Source organism: Campylobacter aviculae (assembly GCF_005406215.1).
GTDB classification, from domain to species: domain Bacteria; phylum Campylobacterota; class Campylobacteria; order Campylobacterales; family Campylobacteraceae; genus Campylobacter_D; species Campylobacter_D aviculae.
The window spans coordinates 1-24,050 of the sequence record NZ_NXMA01000002.1; the positions used below are offsets into that span (position 1 = coordinate 1).

Here is a 24,050-nt window from a genome sequence, read left to right on the forward strand (position 1 = left end):
AGATTGTTTTTTTCAACCAGTATTTTTTGTTTTTCATTGGTTAAATTGGTTATTTGAGTATTTAAAGTATTGATTTGGTTTTGTAGAGGGGCTAGTTTTCTTGGATCCATTATGCTACAATACTCATCTATAATTTCTTTATACCATTCTACTGGAGGTATAAGGTGATTGAAATTATATTCTTTTAAAATTTCTATATCTTCTTTGGCTAAATTTTCAAAGTCAATGTCTTCATTATGATAGTTTCCTTCAGGAGAGGCGAGAAAGAAAGCAATAATATCACTATTGTCTATTTTTATCGCTTTATTATCCCAAATTGCAACATTAGTATAATATTCACTATATGAAAGATTGTTATTATTTATAATTATCGTTTCATTATCGATTTTAAAATCTATGCTATTTATATTAATAAATTGATTTAAAAAAGCCATTTCTTTTGTAAGAATTTGCGTTTTACTTTGTATTATAATGCTTGAATATGTTTTTATGCATTGATTCCAATTTTGCGGAATGTTAAAATTTTCCTTCCAGTCTTCTTTATTATTCCAGCTATGAAAAGCCAATAAAGTATATTGATTTAACAAATCGGGAAATTTTAGCTTTGTGATATTATTTATTCTGTAAATTTTTTCATCATATACGGAGTTGTTAATATGAATTAACTTTAAATTACCTTCAATTAATTTCATATCTACCGGAGTGCAAATTTTAAATTTAGGATTATCGTTTTTACAGTCTATAAATTTCGATAGTTGAAAATAATCAATATTTTTTATAATATTTATTCCAAGATTTCTCATGATGAATCCAAATGAATGCCCGCCGTTATCATATCTTTTTCCAAATTCTTCTAAATTTTTAATATTATAATAATTTTGAATATCTATAATGTTAAAACCATACCTATTTGCAAATTTTTTATGTAGATTGTTGATTAAAATATGAATATTTCGATTTTTTACACAGTATTCCGGAAAGATAATAATTAAAACTCTTTTTTTTAGAGCAAAAAGCTCTTTGTAAAACCAACTTAATTGTCTATAAATTAATTTCAGACTTAATTTTTCTGGAGTTAAACCATGATTGTGGATTTCATTAACATTGGATTCCGTAATTATTAAATTTGCACTATTGACAATTTCTTTATGTCTAATCATTTCGTAAAGATTTTGAATAGCTGTACAGCCTCCAATAGCGAAATTATAAAATTTTAAATCTTTTTTGTGATTGTTAATTTCATTAATACCTTCTCTTAAGCCTCTTTGCAGACCATTTATCATTACAGAATTGCTTCCGCCAAGCAAAACTACATTTTTCTTATCCATAAAAAATTTCCTAATTATTATTTTGTTATAATTTTAAAAAACCTATTTTATCAAAAAAAAAAAAAATGAAAATTCAAATTCTGTAAATTTTTATTAAATAATCCTTAATAAATTTATATTATAAAAATCTATAAAGTATTGATCTTTACATTAAAATAAAACTATTACATTATCAGCAATTTAAAAATTTACTCCAGAACTAAGTTCCCATATAGGCAAAAAAATACCAAGGGCCAATAATAAAACAAGTGTTGCTACTAACAAAGTCATTAAAGGCTCAAGCAAGATTAAAAATTTATCCATAAAATTTTCCATTTTGTTTTCATAATATTTTGAAATTTCTTCACTTAAAAAATCAAGTTTGGAACTTTTTACTGCAATATTTAACATAGAAACCACCAAAGGATCAAACACGCCTATTTTTTTAAAGGCATGGCCAATTTCAAGCCCAGAATCCACAAGCTTTAAAAGTTCTCTATATTTTAAAATCATTTGTCTGTTTTGAAGTCCTAAAATCGCCAAATTAAAAGCTTTATAAAGTGGAATTCCATTCTTTAAAAGCAAAGAAAAAACCATAAAAAAATAATAATTTTGATTATAAACAATGAAATTTGAAAGCAAGGGTATCTTTAAAAGAATAAAATCACAAACAAAGGCAAAAAAATAAGATTTTTGATACATTAAAACCATGCAAACAAAAATAAAAACCAATAATAAAAATAATACTATTGCATAATTTTGCAAAAAATCATAAATTTGAAACATAATTTTAGTTATAAAAGGCAAGTCTATATTTAAATTCTCAAACAAATCTTTAAAATTAGGCATCACAAAAAGCATCAAAAAAACAAAGGCTACACAAACACTGATGAAAACAAATAAAGGATACCTCATAGCTTTTTTAAACTTCTTTTCATTTTCCATACTTTTTTCTCTAAGTTTAGCAATTTGTAAGAAATTTTCACTCAATTTACCGGTATTTTCTGCTGTTTTAATTAAAGCCAATTCTGCATAATTTAACCCAAAATTCGCATTTTCAAAAGCAAGACTTAAATTTTGCCCCAAAAGTAAATTATCAAGAACTTGGCTTATACCTTTAAAAGAATGGATTTTTATAAGTTCTTTAAAGGCTTCCGGTATACTCAATCCTGCTTCACAAAGTAAAGCTAATTCTTTAAAAAACAATATGACATGTTCATCGTTTATTTTCTTAAAATAAGACTTTTGGATTTCCTTGATGTTAAGAATTTTCCAATTTTTAGCCAGGGCTTTAGCTTGTGCGGTATTTAAATTTTCAGCTCTTATAAGTTTTTTATACTTCTTTTCATCTTTAAAAATTTCAAGCTCATAAAGTTTCATTTAAAACCCTTAAAAGCTCATCTATACTCATTATCCCCTCTCTTGCTTTTTGTAAACCCTGTTCAAACATAGTTTTAAAACCTTTATTTTTTGCAAGCTCTAAAATTTGATCTTTTCCTTTATTTTCTCTAATAGCACATGCTATTTCATCATCAATATTCAAACATTCCTCAACCAATTCTCTGCCTATAAATCCACTTTGATGACAGTATTCACAACCCTTAGGTTCAAAAAATTCTCCTTGAAATTGCTTGTATTTATCGCTTTTTTGCTTACACTTGGGACAAAGTTTTCGCACTAAGCGTTGCGCGATAACCAAACTAAGAGCAGAAGCAATCAAATAAGGTTTTGCTTTCATATCCAAAAGCCTTTCTATAGTAGAAAGCGCGTCATTTGTATGCAAGGTGCTTAAAAGCAAATGCCCTGTCAAAGAAGCTCTTAAAGCTATATCAAGACTTTCTTCATCGCGAATTTCTCCTATCATAATAATATCTGGATCTTGTCTTAAAATTGCTCTTAAAACATTATTAAATTCAAGTCCTGCTTTAGAATTAAGTAAAATTTGCTGGATTAAAGGCATTTTATATTCTATAGGATCTTCTGCTGTAATAATCTTTTTCTCTACACTTTTTAACTCATTTAAACATGCACACAAAGTTGTACTTTTACCACTTCCAGTTGGACCTGTTAATAAAATCATTCCATTTGGAGCATATAATTTCTTTTTTAAAATTTCAAAATTTGTTTTTTCTAAATTTAAATTTTTAAGTTCTAAAATTTCTTTATCATGCTTTAAAATCCGAATCACTACACTTTCGCCACTCAATAAAGGCAAAGATGAAACCCTAAAATCATATTTTTTACCCTTAAAATCAAGTTCGAAACTGCCATCTTGTGCTTTTCTTGACTCTGCAACATTTAAGTGAGCCAAAAACTTAATGTGAAAAACTAAAGCTTCATAAATATCCTTTTCAAGACAGACAAATTCACGTAAAATTCCATCAACTCTAAATCTTACCAAAGCATCATTGATTCTAAATTCTATATGAATATCACTTGTATTAAAATCAAGCACTTCTGCAAGTATAAAATGAAAAATTTGACTGATGCAACTTTGATTTTCTTTAAGACCTTCTTGCCACTCAAGCCTGAGTTTTATACTTAATTTTTTTAATTCTTCCTTTATACGGAGTTTGTTTAAAAATTTCAAAATTTTAAATTCATCAGCAAGTGCAATTTCTATTTTTTCAATATCTGTAAAAATTCTAATTTGTTCTAAAAGCTCTAAAGAACAAGGTCTTGATCTAGCTATATAAAGAATGTCTCTACATCTTATAGGCAAAATTTGAAATTTAAAAAGAATATTAAAAGGAAAATTTTCACAAAATTTTTCATCAAACTCATTTAACTCGATATATTTTACATTTAAAAAAGACGCTAAGGCTTTTAAAAAATCTTCGCTTTTTATGTTAAAATTTTGATAAATTTGTTCAAGATTTATTTTTTGATTTAAATAATTTTCAATCAAAGTTTTACTAATCATTCTCTAACTCTTTATCCAATTCAATAAATCCATAAGAATCCAAATATATATCCAAGGCTTTTTTGGCTTCATTCTTGTTGCCTAAAGCTATTTGGGCTTTAGCAAACATAAACCAAGAATCTTTAGCTTCTTTATTAATATCATTAGCTTTTAAAGCCCAAAAAATGGATTTATTATAATTTTTTTTCTTATAATACTCGTCTGCTAAAAGCAAGGCTTTTTCGTAGCTAGGATTTTGATAAAAATTATTTTTTAATTTTTCTATATTAAATATTTTAGAATTAATTTCTATTTTTGTTGTAAAATTTTCTTTAAATTCTTTTAAGTCTTTTATTTCTTGAATCAGTTTTTCTTTTGTAATTTTCGCTTTTTCTTGTGAAATTTTCGCTTGTACAATATTCTGCTCTAACTTTTTCTTATGCTCTAAAGCCTCTAAATAAATTAATTTTTTCTGATAGTAACTTTGCATAGCTATAAAAATAGCGCAAACAAACAAACTTAAAAATACCATAAAGAGTAAATATTTCAAACGCTTTTTAAATAAATACTTCTTATACGCATTTTCAAGCTCACGCACTCTTTCTTGCATATTCATCTTAAGAGTCCATTTTCTAAAGCACTAAGTTTTAATATATAATCTTGGCTTTTTGTATTCTTAAAATAAGAATCCAATTCACAAAAACTTTTAAGCATTTTATCTATATAGCGTAAATTTCCTTGATAAATTTTCATAATAATCTTCATAGTTTTTCTGGAAAAATCTACATTAAATTTAGATTTTATATACATGTGAAGTTCTCTAACATCAAGATTTTCAAGCCAAAACACCGCATCAAAACGACTCTTAAAATATTCTTTTTCAAATAGACTTATTTTTTTATGAGAACTTAATATAAAACTCATTTGATCACTATAAATTCTAATCAATTCTAATATTTTTGCCTCATACATCCCAACTTCATCGAGTATTAAAATATCACTTTTTCTTTTATTAATAACGTCTCTAAATTCTTTTTCATCCTTAAAAATTTCATCAATATATTCAACATCATGATACTTTGCCATTCTTTGCAACAAAATACTCTTGCCGCTACCACTTTTACCGCAAATTAAAATCAAAGCTTTATTTTTTAAAATTTCATTCACTTTTAAAAAAACTTCTTCTCTAAGAGTAATTATTTTATTCATTATATTTAAACCCTAAATCCCTAAGACTTGGAAAATTTGTATTATCTACTATAGTAGGAGTAATAATAAAGACAATTTCTGTAACATTGGAAGTTTCTTCTTTTGATTCAAATAGCATACCCAATAGTGGAATTTTAGATAAAAAGTTAATAGAATTTTCATTTTCTCCATTATTATGAGAAATGAGTCCTCCTAGAATTAAAGTTTGATTATTTTCTACCTGAACAACACTAGAAAGCTTTTTTTGTATTGTATCTGGAGCAATAGTGCGAGGTTCTTCTTGTCTTTTTCTGTCTTCTGGATATTTAAAATCGCTCAAACTTGGGTTAATTCTAAGCATTATTTTTCCATCATCAGAAATTTCTGGCAAAATATTGAGTAAAATTCCTATAAAAATAGAATAATTACTATAACTTTCACTCACCGTTGTCCCATTTTCTGTTCCTTTAGAGCTTTCTTTCACTTGATAATTGATCGTATCCCCAACTGAAATAATAGCTTGTTGATTATTCAATGCCATCAATTTTGGATTGGAAAGTACATAAGTTTTTCCATTTTGGGAAAGAAAATTTAAAATAGAATCAAAATTCAAATTAGCTCTAAAACCTAAATTTTTAACAAAACCTTGTCCATTTTGAAAATGGATAAAAGAATTTTCACCACTCTTTGTTTTAGAATTAAAATCCAAATTAAAATTTTGCCAATTAATGCCACTAGAATGGCTTTTATTTAGATTTACAGCGATAATACTAACATCGATAATCACTTGCTTTTTTAAACGATTTTCAAGTTTTTGCAAATACTCTCTCACGCGTTCTAACTGAGAGTGAGTACCTGTAACTATGATAATTCCAGCATTTGAATTGACTATGGGTGCTTTTATTTCATAGGCTTCATGAGAAGAATTAAGCAACATAGTGATTTCTTTTTCTATATTTTGCCAAAAATCAAATTTTTCCATACTTTTAATCATATTATCTTCATTATCTTCAGATGAAGTTTTAAATTCGCTTTGTCTTGGCTTCGCATCCACTGAAGCTTTAGTGATGCTTTGACCTTCTCTAACTGAAGTGATATAGCTTATTTTAAACATTTTAGTTTTTAAGGCAGAAATTTTAAGAACCTTGCCATCAAAATCATAAAATAAATCGTGCTCTTTTATAAAAAGTTTAAAAATCTCATTTAAACTCATTTGATGTATATTGATATCATTTTGAATAGTTTTTAATTTTTCTTTAGCGATTTTATCTTTAACAATAATACTAAATGAGCAATAATTTGCAAGCTCTCTAAGACTTTCTTCTAAACTCGTATTTTCATGAATATTAATATCAAATAAACGTTTTTGGCAATCTAAAGCATAAAGAATTTGAGTAAAAATAAAAAATTTAATAAATATTAATCTTATCATTAGTTTTAAAATTGATTTTAAAATTTAAAGTATCGTATTGTAATACTATATCTTTTTTGTTAATTTCAACAATTAAAGCACCATCAATTCTATCACCTTTTTTATACCAATGATCATTGATTTTTACTTGATCTAGCATAATGGCTGCTATATTAAGTTTTTTGATTTTTTCAAAAATAGGATTTAAGAAAGGATTTTGAAGACTTTCAAGATCTACATCACATTTAGAATTTAAAGATCTGAAATATTCTTCAAAATCATCTTGTGCCATTAAAAAAGCAAAAAACAAACAAATGGCACAAAAAAATCTTTGCATTGCAAATTTTAGTTTTCCAACTCGTTACTAAAATCAGCCATAGCGATACGTTTTAATTGTCTATAACGACGTTGCGCATCTTTTTTATTTCTTTCGAACAATTCTTTTGCATGTTCTGGGTTTGATTTTTTCAAAGCATTATAACGAACTTCATTCATTAAAAAGCTTTCATAAAGATCCCACTCAGGCTCTTTACCAGCTAAAGTTAATGGATTTTTTCCTTGCTCTTCCAAACGAGGATCAAAAGTATAAAGTGGCCAATAACCGCATTTTGTAGCAAGCTCACTTTGCTCCCCAGAATAACCAAGACCACCTTTGATACCATGTGCTATACAAGGAGAATAACAAATAACCAAAGAAGGACCATCGTAAGCTTCAGCTGCAACCAATGCTTTAACCAAATGGCTATAATTTGCGGCAGAATTAACTTGAGCTACGTAAATATAACCATAAGTCATTGCAATTTGACCTAAATCTTTTTTCTGAATAGGCTTACCTGCAGCAGCAAATTGTGCTACGGCACCAGTACGAGATGATTTAGAGCTTTGACCTCCAGTGTTAGAATAAACTTCAGTATCAAGTACTAAAATATTTACATTCTCACCACTTGCTAAAACATGATCAAGACCGCCGTAACCAATATCATAAGCCCAACCATCACCACCGAAGATCCAGTGAGATTTTTTGCTTAAATATTGTTTTAAATCTAGAATTTCTTGAACTGCTTTAATATCTTTATTTTGCTCTAAAATTGGAACTAATTTATTTCTAATTTCAACTGAAGCAGTGCTATCATTTTTATTTGCAATCCAATCTTTAAAAAGCGCTGCTAAAGCATTAGGTACTTGCTGCATATTTTCATTCATAATAGCTTCAATACGATGTCTTGTATTTTCAGTAGCAACTTTCATACCTAAACCAAATTCTGCATTGTCTTCAAATAAAGAGTTACCCCAAGCGGGACCATGTCCATTTTTAACACTTTTTCTATAAGGAGTAGAAGGAGCTGAAGCACCATAAATTGAGCTACAACCTGTTGCATTAGCAATGATCATTCTTTCTCCAAACAATCTTGTAATCAAAGTAATATAAGGAGTTTCACCACAACCTGGGCACGCACCATGGAATTCAAACAATGGCTGTGCAAATTGTGCGCCTTTTGTACTTTCTTTGTTTAAAATTTCATCTTTATAAGTGATTTCTTTAAATAAATAATCAGCATTTTCTTGCTCTCCAAAATCCATTTCTTCTTGAAGCGGAACCATAACTAATGATTTTTCTTTAGTCGGACACTCATGAACACAAAGTTCACAACCCGTACAATCAAGAGGAGAAACTTGAATTTTAAAGCTTAGTTTTTCACCTTTAGTTCCTTTAGCTTCTAAAGCATGATCTTTCACTCCACGTGGAGCTTTTGCCATTTCTTCATCATTGATTAAGAATGGTCTAATAACCGCATGTGGGCATACAGAAGCACATTGATTACATTGGATACAATTTGCCTCAATCCATCTTGGAACCATAACACCTACACCACGTTTTTCATACTCGGTAGTACCGTGCTCAAAACTTCCATCTTCATGACCTAAAAATGCTGAAACAGGTAAATCATCACCCTTGGCAGCATTCATAGGCTTAACAATTTTTTCAACAAATTCAGTACCCTTGTAAGCATTGGTTTGTTCTTTTTCTTTGATTTCTAGATTTTTCCAGCTAGGATCTACTTCTACTTTTACAAGTCCATCAGCACCAACATCAATAGCTTTATAGTTCATTTCTACAATAGCATCGCCTTTTTTACTATAAGACTTATAGGCTAATTCTTTCATATATTTTTGTGCATCTTCATAAGGAATAATTTTTGCAAGCTTAAAAAATGCTGATTGCATAATGGTATTTGTACGATTACCAAGTCCTATATCACGTGCTAATTTTGTTGCATTAATAATGTAAAAATTCACTTCTTTTTCAGCCAAAGTTTTTTTAACAGAATCTGGAATTTGTCTGATAGTTTCCTCGGCGCTCCAAATACTATTTAAAAGGAAGGTTCCGCCTTTTCTAATACCTGCTAAAACATCATAAATTTCAAGATAAGCTGCTACCGAACAGGCTATAAAATGAGGTGTTGATACAAGGTAAGTTGATCGGATTGGTTTTTTAGAGAAACGCAAATGACTTCTTGTATAGCCACCTGATTTTTTAGAATCATATGCAAAATAAGCTTGTGCATAAAAATCAGTTTTATCCCCGATAATTTTAATAGAGTTTTTATTAGCACCTACTGTTCCATCAGCACCTAAACCATAGAATAAACATTCTATTGTACTTTCATCTCCAAGAGAAATTTTTTCACCGGTTGGTAAAGATGTATGAGTTACATCATCAACAATGCCTACTGTGAAACCATTTTTAGGATTATCAAGTTTTAAATTTTCAAATACAGCGATCATTTGAGCTGGATCGACATCTTTAGAAGAAAGTCCGTATCTTCCACCTACAATAATTGGTGCATTTTCTCTTCCATAGAAAGCTGATTTTACATCAAGATAAAGTGGTTCTCCTAAGCTACCTGGCTCTTTAGTTCTATCAAGCACTGCGATTTTTTTAACTGATTTTGGCATTACATCAAAGAAATATTTTAAGCTAAATGGCCTATAAAGATAAACTTTGAAAACACCAACTTTTTCACCTTTCGCATTTAAATAATCCACAACTTCCTCAAGAGCTTGAGTCACAGAACCCATAGCAATAATAATGCGATCTGGTTCTTTATGTCCATAATAAGTAAATGGCTTATACTCTCTACCAGTAATTTTTGAAATTTCTTGCATATATTCATTAACAACATCTGGTAAAGCATCATAAAAACGATTTGCTAATTCTCTAGTTTGAAAATATATATCATCATTTTGTGCTGTCCCGCGTGTTTTTGGATGCTCTGGATTTAAAGCGCCATTTCTAAATTCCAACAAGGCTTTTCTATCTAACAATCTATCAAAGTGCTCATAATCCATCACTTCGACTTTTTGAATTTCATGGCTAGTTCTAAAACCATCAAAGAAATGTAAAAACGGAACTCTACCCTTGATTGCAGCCAAATGTGCTAAGCCAGCTAAGTCCATAGTTTCTTGAACAGAATGAGAACAAAGCATTGCAAAACCAATTTGTCTTGCAGCATAAATATCTTGATGATCTCCAAAAATAGATAGGGCTTGAGATGCTAAAGAACGTGCTGCTACGTGTATAACGCAAGGTAAAAGTTGTCCTGCGATTTTATACATATTTGGAATTTTCAATAATAAGCCTTGAGATGCAGTGTAAGTTGTTGTTAAAGCACCTGCTTGCAACGATCCGTGAACGCTACCTGCTGCACCTGCTTCACTTTGCATTTCTACAATTTTTACAGGCACTCCAAATAAATTTTTCTTTCCTGAAGCAGCCCATATATCGGTATAGTCTGCCATAGGGGAACTTGGAGTGATAGGGTAAATACCAGCTACCTCTGTAAAAGCATACGCTGCATACGCAGCAGCTTCATTTCCATCCATAGTTTTCATTACTTTACTCATTAAGACCTTCCTTAATCAATATTTTTTATCAGCAAGACTATACTACGAATTCTCTTAAAAGGTGTTTAACAAAAACTTGAAATTTGTTTAATATTTAATATATGACAAATTGCTTCATAAGCATTTGAGAAAACTGGACAATATTTTTTTAACTCATATTCATCGCCATAACCGCAACTTAAAGCTATAGGAGTGATATTAGCCGCTAATGAAGCTTGTACATCTAAAATGGTATCACCAATCATATAAGCATTTTCTTGAGTTTTGTTTAATTTATCTAATGCTAAAAATATAGGTTCTGCATCTGGCTTTGGATTTTTAACATCATCAAGGGTGATTAAAGTTTTAAAAAATTTTTTAATTCCCAAAGATTCAAGCAAAATAGGAGTGAAAGTTCCTCCTTTAGTTGTCACGATCCCCAAATCAGCAAAATTATAAGCAAGATGTAAGGCTTGATCAGCTTTTGGAAGTAAAGTTGTTTGCTCTAAATAAATTTCAGAATAACACTCACGATAAATTTTAGCAAATTTATCAATCAAATTAAAATAATTAGGATAGAGCATTGCAAACATATTTTTTAACGGATAACCTATAAGATCTTTAATTTTTTCATCTTCTTTGATATCTAAATTAAGAATTCTTAAAGCACTCTTGAAAGAATTTAAGATGGCATTTGTAGAATCTATCAAAGTGCCATCTAAATCAAATAAAATAGTATATTTCATTGTTTTTGTTTGAGTATAAATTTAGCCTCTACTCTTCTGTTATCAGCTCTTCCTTCTTTGGTTGCATTACTAGATCTAGGGCGATCTTGACCATATCCTATAGTCTTGATACGATTTTTATCAACTCCATATTTTTCAAGCTCTTTAGCAACGCTTTTTGCGCGTTTTTCTGAAAGTTTTTTATTATAAGTTTTTGAACCTATATTATCAGTATGTCCTTCAAGAATAGTATTATATTGTTCGTTTTCATCTAAAATTTTAGCAATTTCTTTAATCTTTTCATGAAAAACCGGGTTAATATTAGTCTTATCAAAGCCAAAATGTCCCTCTAAAGAAATCACTTTTTCTTTACCATTTTCGTCAAGCATAAATGCCTCTGTTTCTGTACTTCTGACAATTTTTCGAGTCAAAAAACGAGATTCATGCTTTTTTTCTCCACCAAAACCAAAACTAATACCTAAGGTTGTAACCCAATTATGATTAGCATCATTAAAATTAATTTGATCCCTTGTTTCAAGCCTTAAAGCTAAAGAATCACTCAAATTAAATTTAATTCCTGCTCCATATTGTCCAAATCCGCCACTTTTATTATCATAGGCAGCATTGGAAAAATTCTCATAACCGCCTCCAGCTAGACCATAAAAATAAAATCTTTTGCTTAAATCAAATCCCTTAATTGCGTTTAAATAAGTTCTAGATATATCTGTAGTTTCATGAGTATTGGCATATTTTACATTTGAATAATATTCAAAACCTAATTCCACTTGATCTAGCCAAAAATTATCAAAATGATAACCGACTCGAATCCCTGGTGCATAACGGTTTTTCATATCCAAATTACCTTCAAAATAATTATAATTCAAAGTTGGAGTCACTTCAAATTTTACATTATTATCAGCACCAAATAAAACACCTACAAACCCCAAAATCAATAATAACTTTTTCATAGAAAAAATCCTTTTAATGATAAATTTAAGTTAAATAATTTTAAAATAAATATTATAACATAAAAATAAAAAAGAGAGACTAAAGAATAATAAAATATAAAAAAATAAATAGCGAGAAAATTCTCGCTGTAAAGATTAACGTTTAGAAAATTGTGGGCTTCTTCTTGCTTTGCGACGACCGTATTTTTTACGCTCTACAGTTCTGCTATCTCTTGTTAGAAGTCCTTTTGGTTTTAATAAGGCTCTAAAATCTGCATCCATAGCCGCTAAAGCTCTTGCAATACCATGTCTTAAAGCTTCAGCCTGTGCACTATAACCACCCCCTAGAGTAGTTGCTTTAATATCCATAGAAGTTTCTTGCTTAGTAGCAAGTAAAGGTTGAACCACTTTAAGCTTAATAGCCTCATGTCCGCCAAGCCAAGTATTTAAATCAACACCATTAACGCTGATTTTACCACTACCTGGTTTTACCCAAACTTTTGCAATAGCGGTTTTTCTTTTACCTGTTGCATATGTTGTTGCCATATTATTTTCCTTCTTTAGCAATTTGTGCTGTATGTGGATGCTCACTGCCAGCATATATTTTTAGTTTTTTAAGCATTGCTCTACCCAAATTTGTTTTAGGAAGCATACCTCTAACTGCTAATTTATATAATTTAGCAGGATTTTTTTGAAGCAAATCTCCAAATTTTTCACTTTTTACACTTCCAAAATATCCAGAATGTCTATGATAAAGCTTATCTTCAGCCTTATTAGCACCTGTAAATACAGCTTTTGATGCATTGATAATGATTACATAATCTCCACAATCAACATTAGGTGTAAAACAAGGTTTATTTTTACCTCTTAAAATTGTCGCCACTTCGGTTAAAAGACGACCAAATCTTTTTCCTTCTGCGTCTAAAACAATCCATTCTCGCTTTACTTCGTTTGGCTTTGTTATCTTTGTCATATTTTTTACCTTTGCCAAAAATTTAAAATGTGATTGTATAAAAAATAATATTAATATTTACTTAATTTAAGTAAAAAATAAGATTATATCTCTTTGATTTCAATCTTACTTTCTAAACAATAAACAACAAAAACTCTTGAACTCTTTTTCAAGATTTCATCCACAGCAAGTTTATATTCACGAACTTGTTCTTTGTGTTTATTTTCCATTGCAAGGCTTGTTTTATAATCTATAATTATCGCTTCCTTATTATTCAAAGCAAGCAAATCTAGTCGTTTAATTTCTCCTTGAAAACTCAATGTTTGTTCTTTGAAAAGTTTTTTATTTTCAAGGAGGCTTTGAAATTCTTTGTTATTGAGTAAATTTTTAATTCTTATAAGCAATGCTTTAAATTCTTCATCATCTAAAAAATACCTAAATTTACTCTTAGTATTTTGGTAAGCTAAGTCGATATTTTCTCCATATGGCAGTTTTAAATTTTGCATAAAAAAATGAAAAGCGTTTCCAAAATAAATTTCTTTAGAATCTATTTTTTTATCATGATTAATTTCTTGCAAACCAACTTTTTCAAATTCTTTCAAAGCAGGAGGTAAAATTTCTTCTTTTTGTTCGTAAAAATCTTGAAATTCTAATATGCCGATTTCTTGCTCATTAATTTCAAGCATTGAATTTAAATAACTAGGATAACTCCCATGCTTAAATTCACTATTTCTTTTAATGACAATCAAAGAATCTCTGGCCCTGGTAAAAGCCACATAAAGTTTGTTCATATCGTCTTCATAATCAGCCTTAGTTATATTGTCTATAAAAGCTTGATAATTATGCTCTTTAGTTAATTTGCGTATATGATCTCTTAGATGAAGTTGCCAACCTTGATTGATATCATATTCTAGCATGATATTATCGCTATTTGTATTATTTTTTGAAAGACTGTCTATCAAAATAACGTGCTTAAATTCCAAACCTTTGGATTTATGCACAGTCATAATGCTTATCCCCATATTTTGTTCATTGATAATTTTTAAAGGACAAGGTTCAAATAAAAGTTTTAAAAAATCCTCTTTTTCTCTAGCATATTCTATAAATTGGATTAAAGCAATATCGCTAAGATCGAGTCTTAAATTTTTAATCAAATAAAGTAAATTTTCTATAGCACTTCTTGCTAAATCAAGATTTAATCTCAAAGGTTCAAATCCTAAAAATTCTTTTAAAAAATGCAAATAAAACTCATCTCCAAAAATACAATATTTTGCATATTCTAAAACAACCTTCACGCTAGCTTTATTTTCAAGTAAAATATTGCTTTGTGTAAATGCTTGAATTTTATGTTCTTGTAAAAATTCTAAAATCATATCTGCATCATTATTTTTCCAACATAAAATACAAATATCATCTAAAGAAACATTTCTATCTTTTAAAAAATAAATTTGCTCTAACAAAGCTTCAAGTACTTTTTCTTTTATTTCTTGAAATTGATCTTTAGCTTTGGTTTCTTTTGTTTCAACAACGCGTATAAAGCCTCCTTTTTTATCCTCCAAAGAAAGCTGTGGCGTATAATCTTTTATTTTATTTTTAAACACTTCATTGACAAAATAAACCAAATTTTCTTTAGAACGATAATTGACTTTAAGTTGATCTTTTTTGATTTGCTTAAAATCAAGCTGCAATAAATCAAAAAGCTCTTTTTTGCCTTTTCTAAAACGATAAATACTTTGTTTTTTATCTCCAACATAAAAAAAAGTTCTATTTTTTTTCACACCCTCGCCTGAAACTAATTCAGCGATTAAAGGATATAAAATCTTATATTGTATAACGCTTGTATCTTGAAACTCATCAATAAGCAAATGAGAAATATATCCATCCAAACGAAAATAAATCATATCCTTAAAATCACTTGTGATTAAATCAAAAACTCTTCGACTAATATCACTAAAACTTAAAACATTTTTTTCTTTTTGTATAGAATTTTTTGCCTTACTATAATAATTTAAAAGATTCATTAAATTAGCAATTTTATATTGCTCAAGCTCAACAGCATAATCATTTAAAGCATTGATAAATTCTTCTCTTTTTAATTTAAAATTTGCATCCTCATCATTTAACTTTTGCAAATACTCCGTTTCATCAAATTTTGACATAAAACTTGTTTTGATAAATTCATTTAAATCCAAAGTTTCATTTTTAAAATTTTGTATTAAATTTGTATATCTTTTAACATGGGTTAAACTTAAACAATACGTTCTTAAATCATTATAGGCTTTGTTTATTTTCGCTTTTGATGGATTTGGAATTTTTACACAATCTTTATGGTAAGCGTTTTCATAAAATCTTTCTAATTCATTATAAAAATCTTGATTTTCTTCTATATTGACCAAATAATAAGCTAAATCTTTTAATTCTTCTCTATTCAAAAGCCTTAAAAAAACGGCCTTGATATCAAGTTTTTCTTCGCTAATATTAAAATCGCTACTAAGTCCCAAATTTAAAGCAAAAGCTCTAACGATCTTGCTAAAAAAAGCATCAAAGGTGCTGATTTTTAACTCTTGTCTTAAAAATTCTTTTCTTTTAGCGTCTCTTAAGGCTATAAGTTCTTTTTTTTCCACATCTAAAAGTCGGCATAATTCTTGAGATTCACTCTGTTTTTCTTCGCTTTCTAAATTTAAAAAAGTATCAATGATTCTTTTTTGCATTTCATTAGCAGCTTTTTTAGTAAAGGTTAAAGCTAAAATTTCATTTATTTTTGCGTTTTTTAAAATAAGAGCTATAAAACGAACACTCAAAGCAAAGGTTTTACCGCTACCAGCACTTGCTTCTAAAGCTAAAAAAGGCTCAAAAGTCATTTCACTTCCTTTTTATAAATCAACCTATAAGGGCAATATTCATCCTTTTTGTTTTCAAACTCCATTTCTTCTTTACTTTCATCTAGTAAATTTTTTAAACTTTCCTTCAAATCAGTCAAACTTTTAGCCTTTTCTTTTGTAAATTTCATACGTTTTAAATCATAAAAAAAAGCTTGAGCATTCTCATCATAAAGAGCTTGATAAAAAGCCAACTGATAAGAATCTGTAGGAATTTTTCCGCTTTTATAATCGATAATAAAATTTTCACCCACACAATGATCAATTCTATCGATAACTCCTATTAATTTTATAAATTCTTGTTTAAAATTTAAAACTTTAGAAATAGACAATTCTAGTTTATCAACCTTATATCCTTCATCAAAATGCTTTTGTTCATTTTTGTAAAAATTTTCAAATCGTATTTTTAAAATTTCGAGTTCCAAATCGCCGATGCCATATTTTGAACTTTCCCTTTGTAATAATTTATTAAAAATACTACAATCAAAATAATTTTTTGAATTTTCTTTATAGTAAATTTCTAAAATCTTATGGATAAAATTGCCCTCATTTTTAAAATTGCTTTCATAACTTAAGGCTCTAGCTTCCTTTAAATTCAAAATATAACGATAATAATAAGTTCTTTTTTGATTTAGGAGTAAGTTAAAGCGAGTAAAAGATAAGGGTTTTTCAAATGGATCGTGCTTTAAAATAGGAGCTTTAATAGGCTCTAAATTTAATCTTGCACTCTGATAATCAAGCTTTAATGCATCTAAATAAGTTTTAGAATTTGGTTTTTCATAAAAATATTTTATATCAAGATCATCTAAAAAACGTGATTTTCTCTGCTCTTCATTTTCAACATAAGAAATGCTTACTTTTTTAGCGTTTTTGATTAAATTTTCATAATAAAATCTTTGCAAATTCTCTCTTCGTTCATAGCTGATTAACCCTGCTTTTTTGCGAATTTCATTATTTAAAAAAAGCTCGTTAATACTTCTTTTAGGAATTACTTCTTCATTAAAATCAACGATCACAACTCCATCAAAATGAAGTCCTCTACTTTCTAAAAGCCCCATAACTGTGATTTTTCCGCCGCCAACATAACTTAAATTTAAATTTGAAATATGTATAAAAAAAAGCTGGAGTAATTCTTTAAATTTCAAAGACTGATTTTTTAACAAATCCTTGATAAAATACAATTCTTTTTGGATAATGCTGACAAGTTCTTGTTTTTCATTTTCTAAAAATTGAATTATTAAATTTTCAAACCGCTCAAAACTAAATTGTTGATCAAATTGACTCTTAAAATTTTCAAAATCAAGATTTAAATAATGCAAAAAGGTATTATGATAATCAAAAATTGTATCTTCATTTAAAAAATAATCTTCTTGCTTTTGGTAATAAAATGATTCAGAATTTGCAGAATCATAAAGTATTTTTAGTTTTTGATAAAATAAACTCTCTTTGATATTAATACCACTAGCGAAATTAAACATATTGTTTTTATCAAACAATCTTAAAAGATCACAAAAACTTTCATCTGGTGTTATAACAACTATATTTTCAGGCTTTAACCCTTCCCTTAAAAAATGAGAAACTTCATCCATTGCAAAGGCACATTGCAAACTTCTAATTTCAAAGGATTTGACTTTAACTTGTGAGTTTTGAGTATAAATTTTATCTTTTTTAAGAATTTTTCCTTCATTTAAACTTACTTCATAATAAAATTCTATTTCAAGATCTATTTCTTTTAAAAAATCAAATTTGGAAAAATACTCATAATTAAACCGACTTACCCTAAAACATAAAATCACTTCTTTATAGTCGGCAATTTGCAAAAACAAATCTTCTTCAAATTTGCTTAAAAAACCCTCTAAATTATAAATAATAACATCATATTCATCTATAAAATCAAAATTAATCGAATAATCTTTCACTAAAGATAAATCATCATAAAGATTATTCTTTTTAAGTAGGGCAAGATAATGATCAAATACTTCTTTTAAAATTTCTAAATGTTCATTATAACTTGCATAATAATCATTATTTTTAAGATCATCAATATTTTTTTTCTCTAAGCTTAGTTCTTTAAAAAAAGAGAATAAATATTCATTATTTTTTAAAAAAGTAAAAAAATCAGCACTAATTCCTAATTCTTTCTCTAAATTTTTACTTTTTAAACACGCTTCTTGCATCAAAAGCAAACTCTCATAAGAACTTGCCTTATGAGAATTAACTAAACATACTCTCTCTAAAAAATCTTGTATGCTTATAGCATTATCAAGCAAAGCATTTAAAGCTTTGCTTTGTTCATAATACTCTTTAATCTTTCTTGTAGAACCAAATATTCTAAGTTTCATTTAGCATATAATTCATAGCTAAAAAAGCCTATTGTTTGAGGATTTTCAATCAGTTTAAATTTTAATTGCCATCTACCTTCTTCGATTTTAGAAGGAAGCGTAATGCTTAAAATTCCTTGTTTTATTTGTCCTTGTAATCTTTGATCACTTTTTTTCGTATGAGGCCTAGTAAGTAAAATTTCATACTTTAAATTTTGAACATCTGCTTTTCCTAAAGATTCTATTTTAAAATTAGCTATATAAGAATTAGAGCTGATGGTATAAATGGGAATTTTCTTAGCACCCATTAATTGTAAATCTTTATTTTCAAAATAAACCTTAAAAAGTTTATTAAAATTTTCTTGCTGCTTTTGAATTTCATTATAGTTATTTTCTACATTTTGATAAGAGTCAAAATAAAAATCATCTTCATATACAGGATGATTGCTTGCAATGATAACCGTTGCAATACAAGCACTTATGATTAATAAAAAAGCAATCAATAATCCATAAGGCCAAAAAGTCTTCTTCTTAGTTTGATACATTTTTCTTCCTTTTCATCCTTCTTTGCGCATAATACAATAATGCAAAACAAATAAAACCATAAATCAAAATTCTTAAAATATTTATCGTATCACGATTAGCATTACCTATAGAATTTTCCAATTTTATTCCTCTAGCTTGTGCTATACGATCCGCGATATCAGCATAGCCATTTAAAATAGCAGCATTATAAATATCACCTTTTTTTGTTGCCAAGATAGGTAAAATAGAACCTGTTCCAGAATAAGGGCTTAACACAGCCTCTTTGTCGATCAGAATTAAAGACCCTTTTGAACCAACTATATCAACCTTGTGAGATTTTTTAGACAAAACAAGTAAAATATAAGACTTTGGCATTTTTTTTTGTATATCTAACAAAGTTTCAAAATCTACCTGATCGCCAATAGCAACACCTATGAAAATTCCAGTTTTTTCTTGAAGCTCTTTACCTATTAAATTGATTTCATTAACAACTTTCTGACTTAAAATATTTTCATTAAAAACTACAGAATCAAGAGCAAAGACTTTTAAAGGTATTATAAAAAATAAAAAGATGGTTTTAAAAAAACCATCCTGTAGTATTTTTCTCATCCTATATGAAGATGATTTACAGTAAGTACTGACCAAGCAGTAATTGCTGCAGTAATAATTAAGCCGATAACTATTAAATATTCCAATGCCTTATTCATTGTATTTCCTTTATTTTATAATTCTATGATCTTGCTCTTTTGAACCAAACATTTTAACACTTTGAATGTCTTTAAGACTATAAGGCTTTTGCATTACTTGTTGCTGTGCTTTAAGACCCAAAATTGTCAAAACAACTAAAATCGAAAGTAATAATACAGTAGCTATTAACATACCAGTTATTCCAGATAAAGAAAATACGCATCTATTTGTGTTTTCCATTATTCACCCCTTGAAAGAGAAATTACATATTCACCAACAGCTTCTTTTTGGATATCATTTAGCGTAGAAAATACCGGCATAGTTCCTATAAAACCTTTTTTACCGCTATGTAAAACATCTACTACAAATGCTGCTGAACCATATTTTGTAAGATCAGGGAACATCCCATCTTGACCTTTTCCATCTTCACCATGACAACTTGCACAAGTTGCATAAGCTTGCTTACCTTTTTCAACCAATCCCTCATCTTTTGTTTTCTTAATAGCTGAAATATCCTTTGCAACATAAGCAGCAATTGCTGGAATATCTTCCTGTGCTATTCCTAAATCAGCTGCTGCCGGCATTTCTCCTCCTGGAAAATTCATACCTTTAGAACCATGTTTAATAACATCTATTATACCTTGTTCGCTACCCCAAATATTTAAATTTTGAGCTTTTCCATTAATTCCATCGGCAGTAATTCCATGACAAGCAGAACATTGAACTAAAAAAATATTTTGACCCATAGCTATTTTATCTTTGGAGGACAAATTTTTAAATTTTTCTTCAAATTTAACATTATAGGCTTTAACTTCTTCATTATATTGCCCTATACTTGAAAAAGATTTTAAAGGATATCCCCATAAAAAATACCAAATTGCCCAAACAATAGCAAGAAAAAAGACAACAGCCCAACCAGTTGGAATAGGATTTTTATATTCGCCTATTTCATCCCATTGATGCTCACTAAGATTCGCCTCTTCTTTCTTCTCTTTCATTTTTTTAAACATTCTACTCACGATTACAAGTGTGATTAGAACAATAAGAACCGCTCCAATTAAAGATAATAGATTAATATTATCTTCTAAATTTAACCATTGCATTAAGCACTCCTTTTATTTTCTAAAACGCTATCATTAATATCATCACTCAAGGCAAGACTTGCATATTTTTCATAATTTCTCTCGCCATTTTTTTCTACTTTATAAAGATGATACCAATAAGTATATAAAACTATTGATAAAAACATTACAAGAAAAAAAAATCCATATCCTTGAAAAATTTCCCATTCATGTTTTTGAACTGCTGCCAAATTAAAGGTGATTAAATTCTTAACCACATCAAAAATAATTGATAAATGTTCCATAATTTTACTTTAAACTATTTAAATAGGCAATTAAAGCGACGATTTCTTTAATTTCACCTCTAGCAAATGCTTTTTTCACTTCTTCATTTTTCATTTGATCAACTATAGCTTGAGCTTCAGCTTTAACTTCGGCTTGGGCATCTTCCCAAGAACCAAGTTTGGTACCATTTTCTACATCATAAGGCACATTAAAAACTTTTTTCACCGTTAAAGCTTCAGCATAGGCTGTTTCTATATCAGCATTATCTTTAAACATATGCTTATAAGCAGGCATAATTGAATTTGGCACCACTGAAGTAGGCTCCCACATATGATTTTCATGCCAATCAGTAGTTCTATAACCTCCCACACGCATTAAATCAGGACCAGTTCTCTTAGATCCCCATAAAAAAGGTCTATCATAAGCAAATTCGCCACTAAGCGAATACATACCATAGCGATCGGTTTCAGACTTAAATGGACGTATAAGTTGAGAATGGCAGGCATTACAACTCTCTTTTATATAAATATGTCGCCCTGCAAGTTGTAAAACCGTGTAAGGTTTTTTGCCTTCAATAGGTCTTGCATTTTCTGTAAAATTTGGTAAAACCTCAACAATTCCAGCATAAGCAATCACAACAAAAACAGCTACAGCAAAAAAGAACGGATTTTTTTCTAACCAACTAAACATATTTTCTCCTTCTTATACTGCCATAGGTGAAGCGCTTTTTGGCTCTTTATCAAGCACTCTTCCGCAAGCAATCGATTTATAAATATTATAAGTAAACATGAAAAAACCAATAAGATACAATAACCCACCAATTGCTCTAATCCAATAATAAGGAATAATAGCCACAACAGTATCAATAAAGCTGTAAAGCAAGTTACCATACTCGTCTGTCGCTCTCCACATCATACCCTGAGTAATACCTGCTATCCACATTGAAGCAAAATAAAGAACTATACCTGTAGTTTGAATCCAAAATTGAACTTCCATTAAAGATTTACTATAAAGCTCTCTTTTAAATACCCTAGGAGTCATATGATAAAGCGCTGCCATAGTCATAAAGCCTACCCAACCTAATGTTCCATCATGCACATGTCCTGGAATCCAATCCGTAAAATGCGCTAAAGCATTGACAGATTTTATAGAAAGAATTGGTCCCTCTAAAGTTGAAAACATATAAAAAGTCGAAGCTAGAATCATAAATTTAATCAATGGACTTTCACGAAGCTGACTCCACTCACCTTTCATTGTAAGCATAATATTTATTGCTGAACCCCAAGAAGGCAAAATAAGAACAATTGAAAACACAGAGCCCATAGTTTGCATCCAATCAGGAACGGTTGAATAAATCAAGTGGTGTCCACCTGCCCAAAGATAAACAAACATTAATCCCCAAAATGCAAATAAAGAAAGTTTATAAGAAAAAATTGGTTGGCCACTTTCTTTTGGTAGAAAATAATAAATTTGAGCAATAATTCCAACAGTAAATACAAAAGCAACCGCATTATGCCCATACCACCACTGAACTAAAGCATCATTAGTTCCCGCATACATTGATACGCTGTGCCACCATTTTCCCATACCTGTGACAAAGTAAGTTGGAACTTCCATATTATTAAAAAGATAAAGCATAGCAATACCCAAAAAAGTTGCTATATAATACCAAAGAGAGATATAAAGAGTTTTTTCACGTCTAATACCAATAAGACCAAAAATACTCATACCCCATAACACCCAAACAAGAACAACTAAAATATCTAAAGGCCATTCAAGTTCTGCGTATTCTTTGGAAGTAGTTATACCCAAAAATAAAGAAATGACAGCCAAAATCATAGTAATCATATAAAGCCAAAAATGGAGTTTACCTATAACCATTAAAGTTTTTGATTCAGCCATACTCACCTTAAGAACACGCTGTCCTATATAATACCAAGTTGCCCAAATTCCTGAAAGCATAAAACCAAAAATGACACCTGAAGTATGTAATGGTCTTAGCCTTGAAAAAGTTGCATACTCTCCCGCTAAATAGTTTAGATTAGGATACGCCATTTGAAAAGCTATTAAAGTTCCAATGGTCATACCAATAATACCAAACAATATAGTTGCAAACATAAAATATCTTGCAACCGTATAATCATAGTTTAGTGCATTACCTGGATGCATGGATTTTTCTCCTTCGAATTTTAAATAACGAATTACATTATATAACACTAATTATACATTTTTTCTTAAAAAATATGATTTTATTAATCATTTGTTATTTTTTATGATTTAGTAAAAAATTACATAAATGATTAAATTTAAATTATCTAAAAGCCATAAAACCGGAGTAAGCAAGATGTAATCCATAAATTATAATAATTATATAAGCAGTATAGTTAAATATTTTTTTTAAAATTTCACTTAAAAATTGTGATACTTTTACAAAAAATAACATGGCTGGAAGAGTCGATAATCCAAAAATTAACATTACACACATACTTTCTAAAATATTTTCTCTTTTTATTGAGTCTGCCAAATAAAAATAAACTAGACCACAAGGCATAAAACCATTTAAAAAACCTAAAATAATTGCTGATTTAATGCCTTTAAATTTTATAGACTTTCTAATAAAACCATTTAATAAATTTACAAAAATATGATTTTCAATTAAAGCAAGAAAATATCCTCTAAAAATTAAGGCACAACCTAAAACAATCATAAAGATACCAATAATAAAAAATGACAAGCTTTGAATTTTAGCATTAATAGCTAATATATTTCCGAAAATTCCGCAAAAAACTCCTAAAAAAACATAAGCTAAAATTCGAGACAACTGATACAAAAAAGTCAAAGAGAATAAATTTTTCCGATTTGAATTTAATCTCATAAAAGCCAAATTAAAACCGCCACACATAGAATAACAATGTCCAAAACTTGACAGAAATGCTACACTAAAAATAACTAAAAAATCAAAATCTAACAAACCA

General features: G+C 28.8%; 23 protein-coding genes. All 23 read right to left on the reverse strand.

Annotated elements, in window-relative coordinates; translation table 11 throughout:
- Positions 1-1,328: hypothetical protein (locus CQA76_RS09145; RefSeq protein ID WP_212741540.1), on the reverse strand; the 1,328-nt coding region annotated here is incomplete at its 3' end.
- A 180-nt stretch (positions 1,329-1,508) separates the two neighbouring features.
- Complete coding sequence (locus CQA76_RS00850; protein WP_137621571.1) at positions 1,509-2,687, reverse strand: type II secretion system F family protein; 1,179 nt, start codon at positions 2,685-2,687, stop codon at positions 1,509-1,511.
- Positions 2,674-4,230, reverse strand: a complete 1,557-nt coding sequence (locus CQA76_RS00855) for a GspE/PulE family protein (protein WP_137621572.1) — start codon at positions 4,228-4,230, stop codon at positions 2,674-2,676. Before CQA76_RS00855 ends, CQA76_RS00850 begins: the two co-directional genes overlap by 14 nt.
- Positions 4,223-4,819, reverse strand: a complete 597-nt coding sequence (locus CQA76_RS00860; RefSeq protein WP_137621723.1) for a CDC27 family protein — start codon at positions 4,817-4,819, stop codon at positions 4,223-4,225. The genes CQA76_RS00855 and CQA76_RS00860 overlap by 8 nt, the downstream gene beginning before the upstream one ends.
- Positions 4,820-4,821: 2 nt before the next feature.
- Positions 4,822-5,418, reverse strand: a complete 597-nt coding sequence (locus CQA76_RS00865) for a P-loop NTPase family protein (protein ID WP_137621573.1) — start codon at positions 5,416-5,418, stop codon at positions 4,822-4,824.
- On the reverse strand, positions 5,411-6,829 hold the full coding sequence (gene mshL, locus CQA76_RS00870) for a pilus (MSHA type) biogenesis protein MshL (RefSeq protein WP_137621574.1): 1,419 nt from the start codon (positions 6,827-6,829) through the stop codon (positions 5,411-5,413). The genes CQA76_RS00865 and mshL overlap by 8 nt, the downstream gene beginning before the upstream one ends.
- Positions 6,807-7,118 (reverse strand): transformation system protein, encoded by a 312-nt coding sequence (locus CQA76_RS00875; protein WP_137621724.1) that lies wholly within the window; start codon positions 7,116-7,118, stop codon positions 6,807-6,809. The genes mshL and CQA76_RS00875 overlap by 23 nt, the downstream gene beginning before the upstream one ends.
- A gap of 35 nt (positions 7,119-7,153) precedes the next feature.
- Positions 7,154-10,714, reverse strand: a complete 3,561-nt coding sequence (gene nifJ / locus CQA76_RS00880; RefSeq protein WP_137621575.1) for a pyruvate:ferredoxin (flavodoxin) oxidoreductase — start codon at positions 10,712-10,714, stop codon at positions 7,154-7,156.
- A gap of 65 nt (positions 10,715-10,779) precedes the next feature.
- Positions 10,780-11,439, reverse strand: a complete 660-nt coding sequence (locus CQA76_RS00885) for an HAD family hydrolase (RefSeq protein WP_137621576.1) — start codon at positions 11,437-11,439, stop codon at positions 10,780-10,782.
- Entirely contained in the window at positions 11,436-12,386 is a 951-nt protein-coding gene (locus CQA76_RS00890; RefSeq protein WP_137621577.1) for an OmpA family protein, read from the reverse strand. The genes CQA76_RS00885 and CQA76_RS00890 overlap by 4 nt, the downstream gene beginning before the upstream one ends.
- A 135-nt stretch (positions 12,387-12,521) precedes the next feature.
- A complete protein-coding gene (rpsI, locus tag CQA76_RS00895; protein ID WP_137620190.1) occupies positions 12,522-12,911 on the reverse strand; it encodes a 30S ribosomal protein S9 in 390 nt (129 codons plus the stop codon).
- A 1-nt stretch (position 12,912) separates the two neighbouring features.
- Positions 12,913-13,338 carry a 50S ribosomal protein L13 gene (gene rplM / locus CQA76_RS00900; protein ID WP_137621578.1) on the reverse strand — a complete coding sequence of 142 codons (426 nt, stop codon included), beginning with the start codon at positions 13,336-13,338 and terminating at the stop codon, positions 12,913-12,915.
- A gap of 83 nt (positions 13,339-13,421) precedes the next feature.
- On the reverse strand, positions 13,422-16,178 hold the full coding sequence (locus CQA76_RS00905; RefSeq protein ID WP_137621579.1) for a RecB-like helicase: 2,757 nt from the start codon (positions 16,176-16,178) through the stop codon (positions 13,422-13,424).
- Entirely contained in the window at positions 16,175-18,538 is a 2,364-nt protein-coding gene (locus CQA76_RS00910; protein WP_137621580.1) for a PD-(D/E)XK nuclease family protein, read from the reverse strand. Before CQA76_RS00910 ends, CQA76_RS00905 begins: the two co-directional genes overlap by 4 nt.
- A complete protein-coding gene (locus tag CQA76_RS00915) occupies positions 18,535-19,062 on the reverse strand; it encodes a FixH family protein (protein ID WP_137621581.1) in 528 nt (175 codons plus the stop codon). The genes CQA76_RS00910 and CQA76_RS00915 overlap by 4 nt, the downstream gene beginning before the upstream one ends.
- On the reverse strand, positions 19,049-19,651 hold the full coding sequence (locus CQA76_RS00920; RefSeq protein ID WP_137621582.1) for a TPM domain-containing protein: 603 nt from the start codon (positions 19,649-19,651) through the stop codon (positions 19,049-19,051). The genes CQA76_RS00915 and CQA76_RS00920 overlap by 14 nt, the downstream gene beginning before the upstream one ends.
- Positions 19,648-19,749, reverse strand: a complete 102-nt coding sequence (locus tag CQA76_RS00925) for a hypothetical protein (RefSeq protein ID WP_137621583.1) — start codon at positions 19,747-19,749, stop codon at positions 19,648-19,650. Before CQA76_RS00925 ends, CQA76_RS00920 begins: the two co-directional genes overlap by 4 nt.
- Positions 19,750-19,759: 10 nt before the next feature.
- A complete protein-coding gene (locus CQA76_RS00930) occupies positions 19,760-19,972 on the reverse strand; it encodes a DUF4006 family protein (RefSeq protein WP_137621584.1) in 213 nt (70 codons plus the stop codon).
- Positions 19,969-20,832: a c-type cytochrome gene (locus CQA76_RS00935; protein ID WP_137621585.1), complete on the reverse strand. Its 864-nt coding sequence runs from the start codon at positions 20,830-20,832 to the stop codon at positions 19,969-19,971. The genes CQA76_RS00930 and CQA76_RS00935 overlap by 4 nt, the downstream gene beginning before the upstream one ends.
- Positions 20,832-21,095: a cytochrome c oxidase, cbb3-type, CcoQ subunit gene (locus tag CQA76_RS00940; RefSeq protein WP_137621586.1), complete on the reverse strand. Its 264-nt coding sequence runs from the start codon at positions 21,093-21,095 to the stop codon at positions 20,832-20,834. Before CQA76_RS00940 ends, CQA76_RS00935 begins: the two co-directional genes overlap by 1 nt.
- 4 nt (positions 21,096-21,099) lie before the next feature.
- On the reverse strand, positions 21,100-21,765 hold the full coding sequence (ccoO, locus tag CQA76_RS00945; protein WP_137621587.1) for a cytochrome-c oxidase, cbb3-type subunit II: 666 nt from the start codon (positions 21,763-21,765) through the stop codon (positions 21,100-21,102).
- Positions 21,766-21,777: 12 nt separating this feature from the next.
- A complete protein-coding gene (ccoN, locus tag CQA76_RS00950) occupies positions 21,778-23,244 on the reverse strand; it encodes a cytochrome-c oxidase, cbb3-type subunit I (RefSeq protein ID WP_137621588.1) in 1,467 nt (488 codons plus the stop codon).
- Between the two features lie 142 nt (positions 23,245-23,386).
- A complete protein-coding gene (locus CQA76_RS00955; RefSeq protein ID WP_232364878.1) occupies positions 23,387-24,046 on the reverse strand; it encodes a sulfite exporter TauE/SafE family protein in 660 nt (219 codons plus the stop codon).
- Positions 24,047-24,050: the final 4 nt, after the last annotated feature.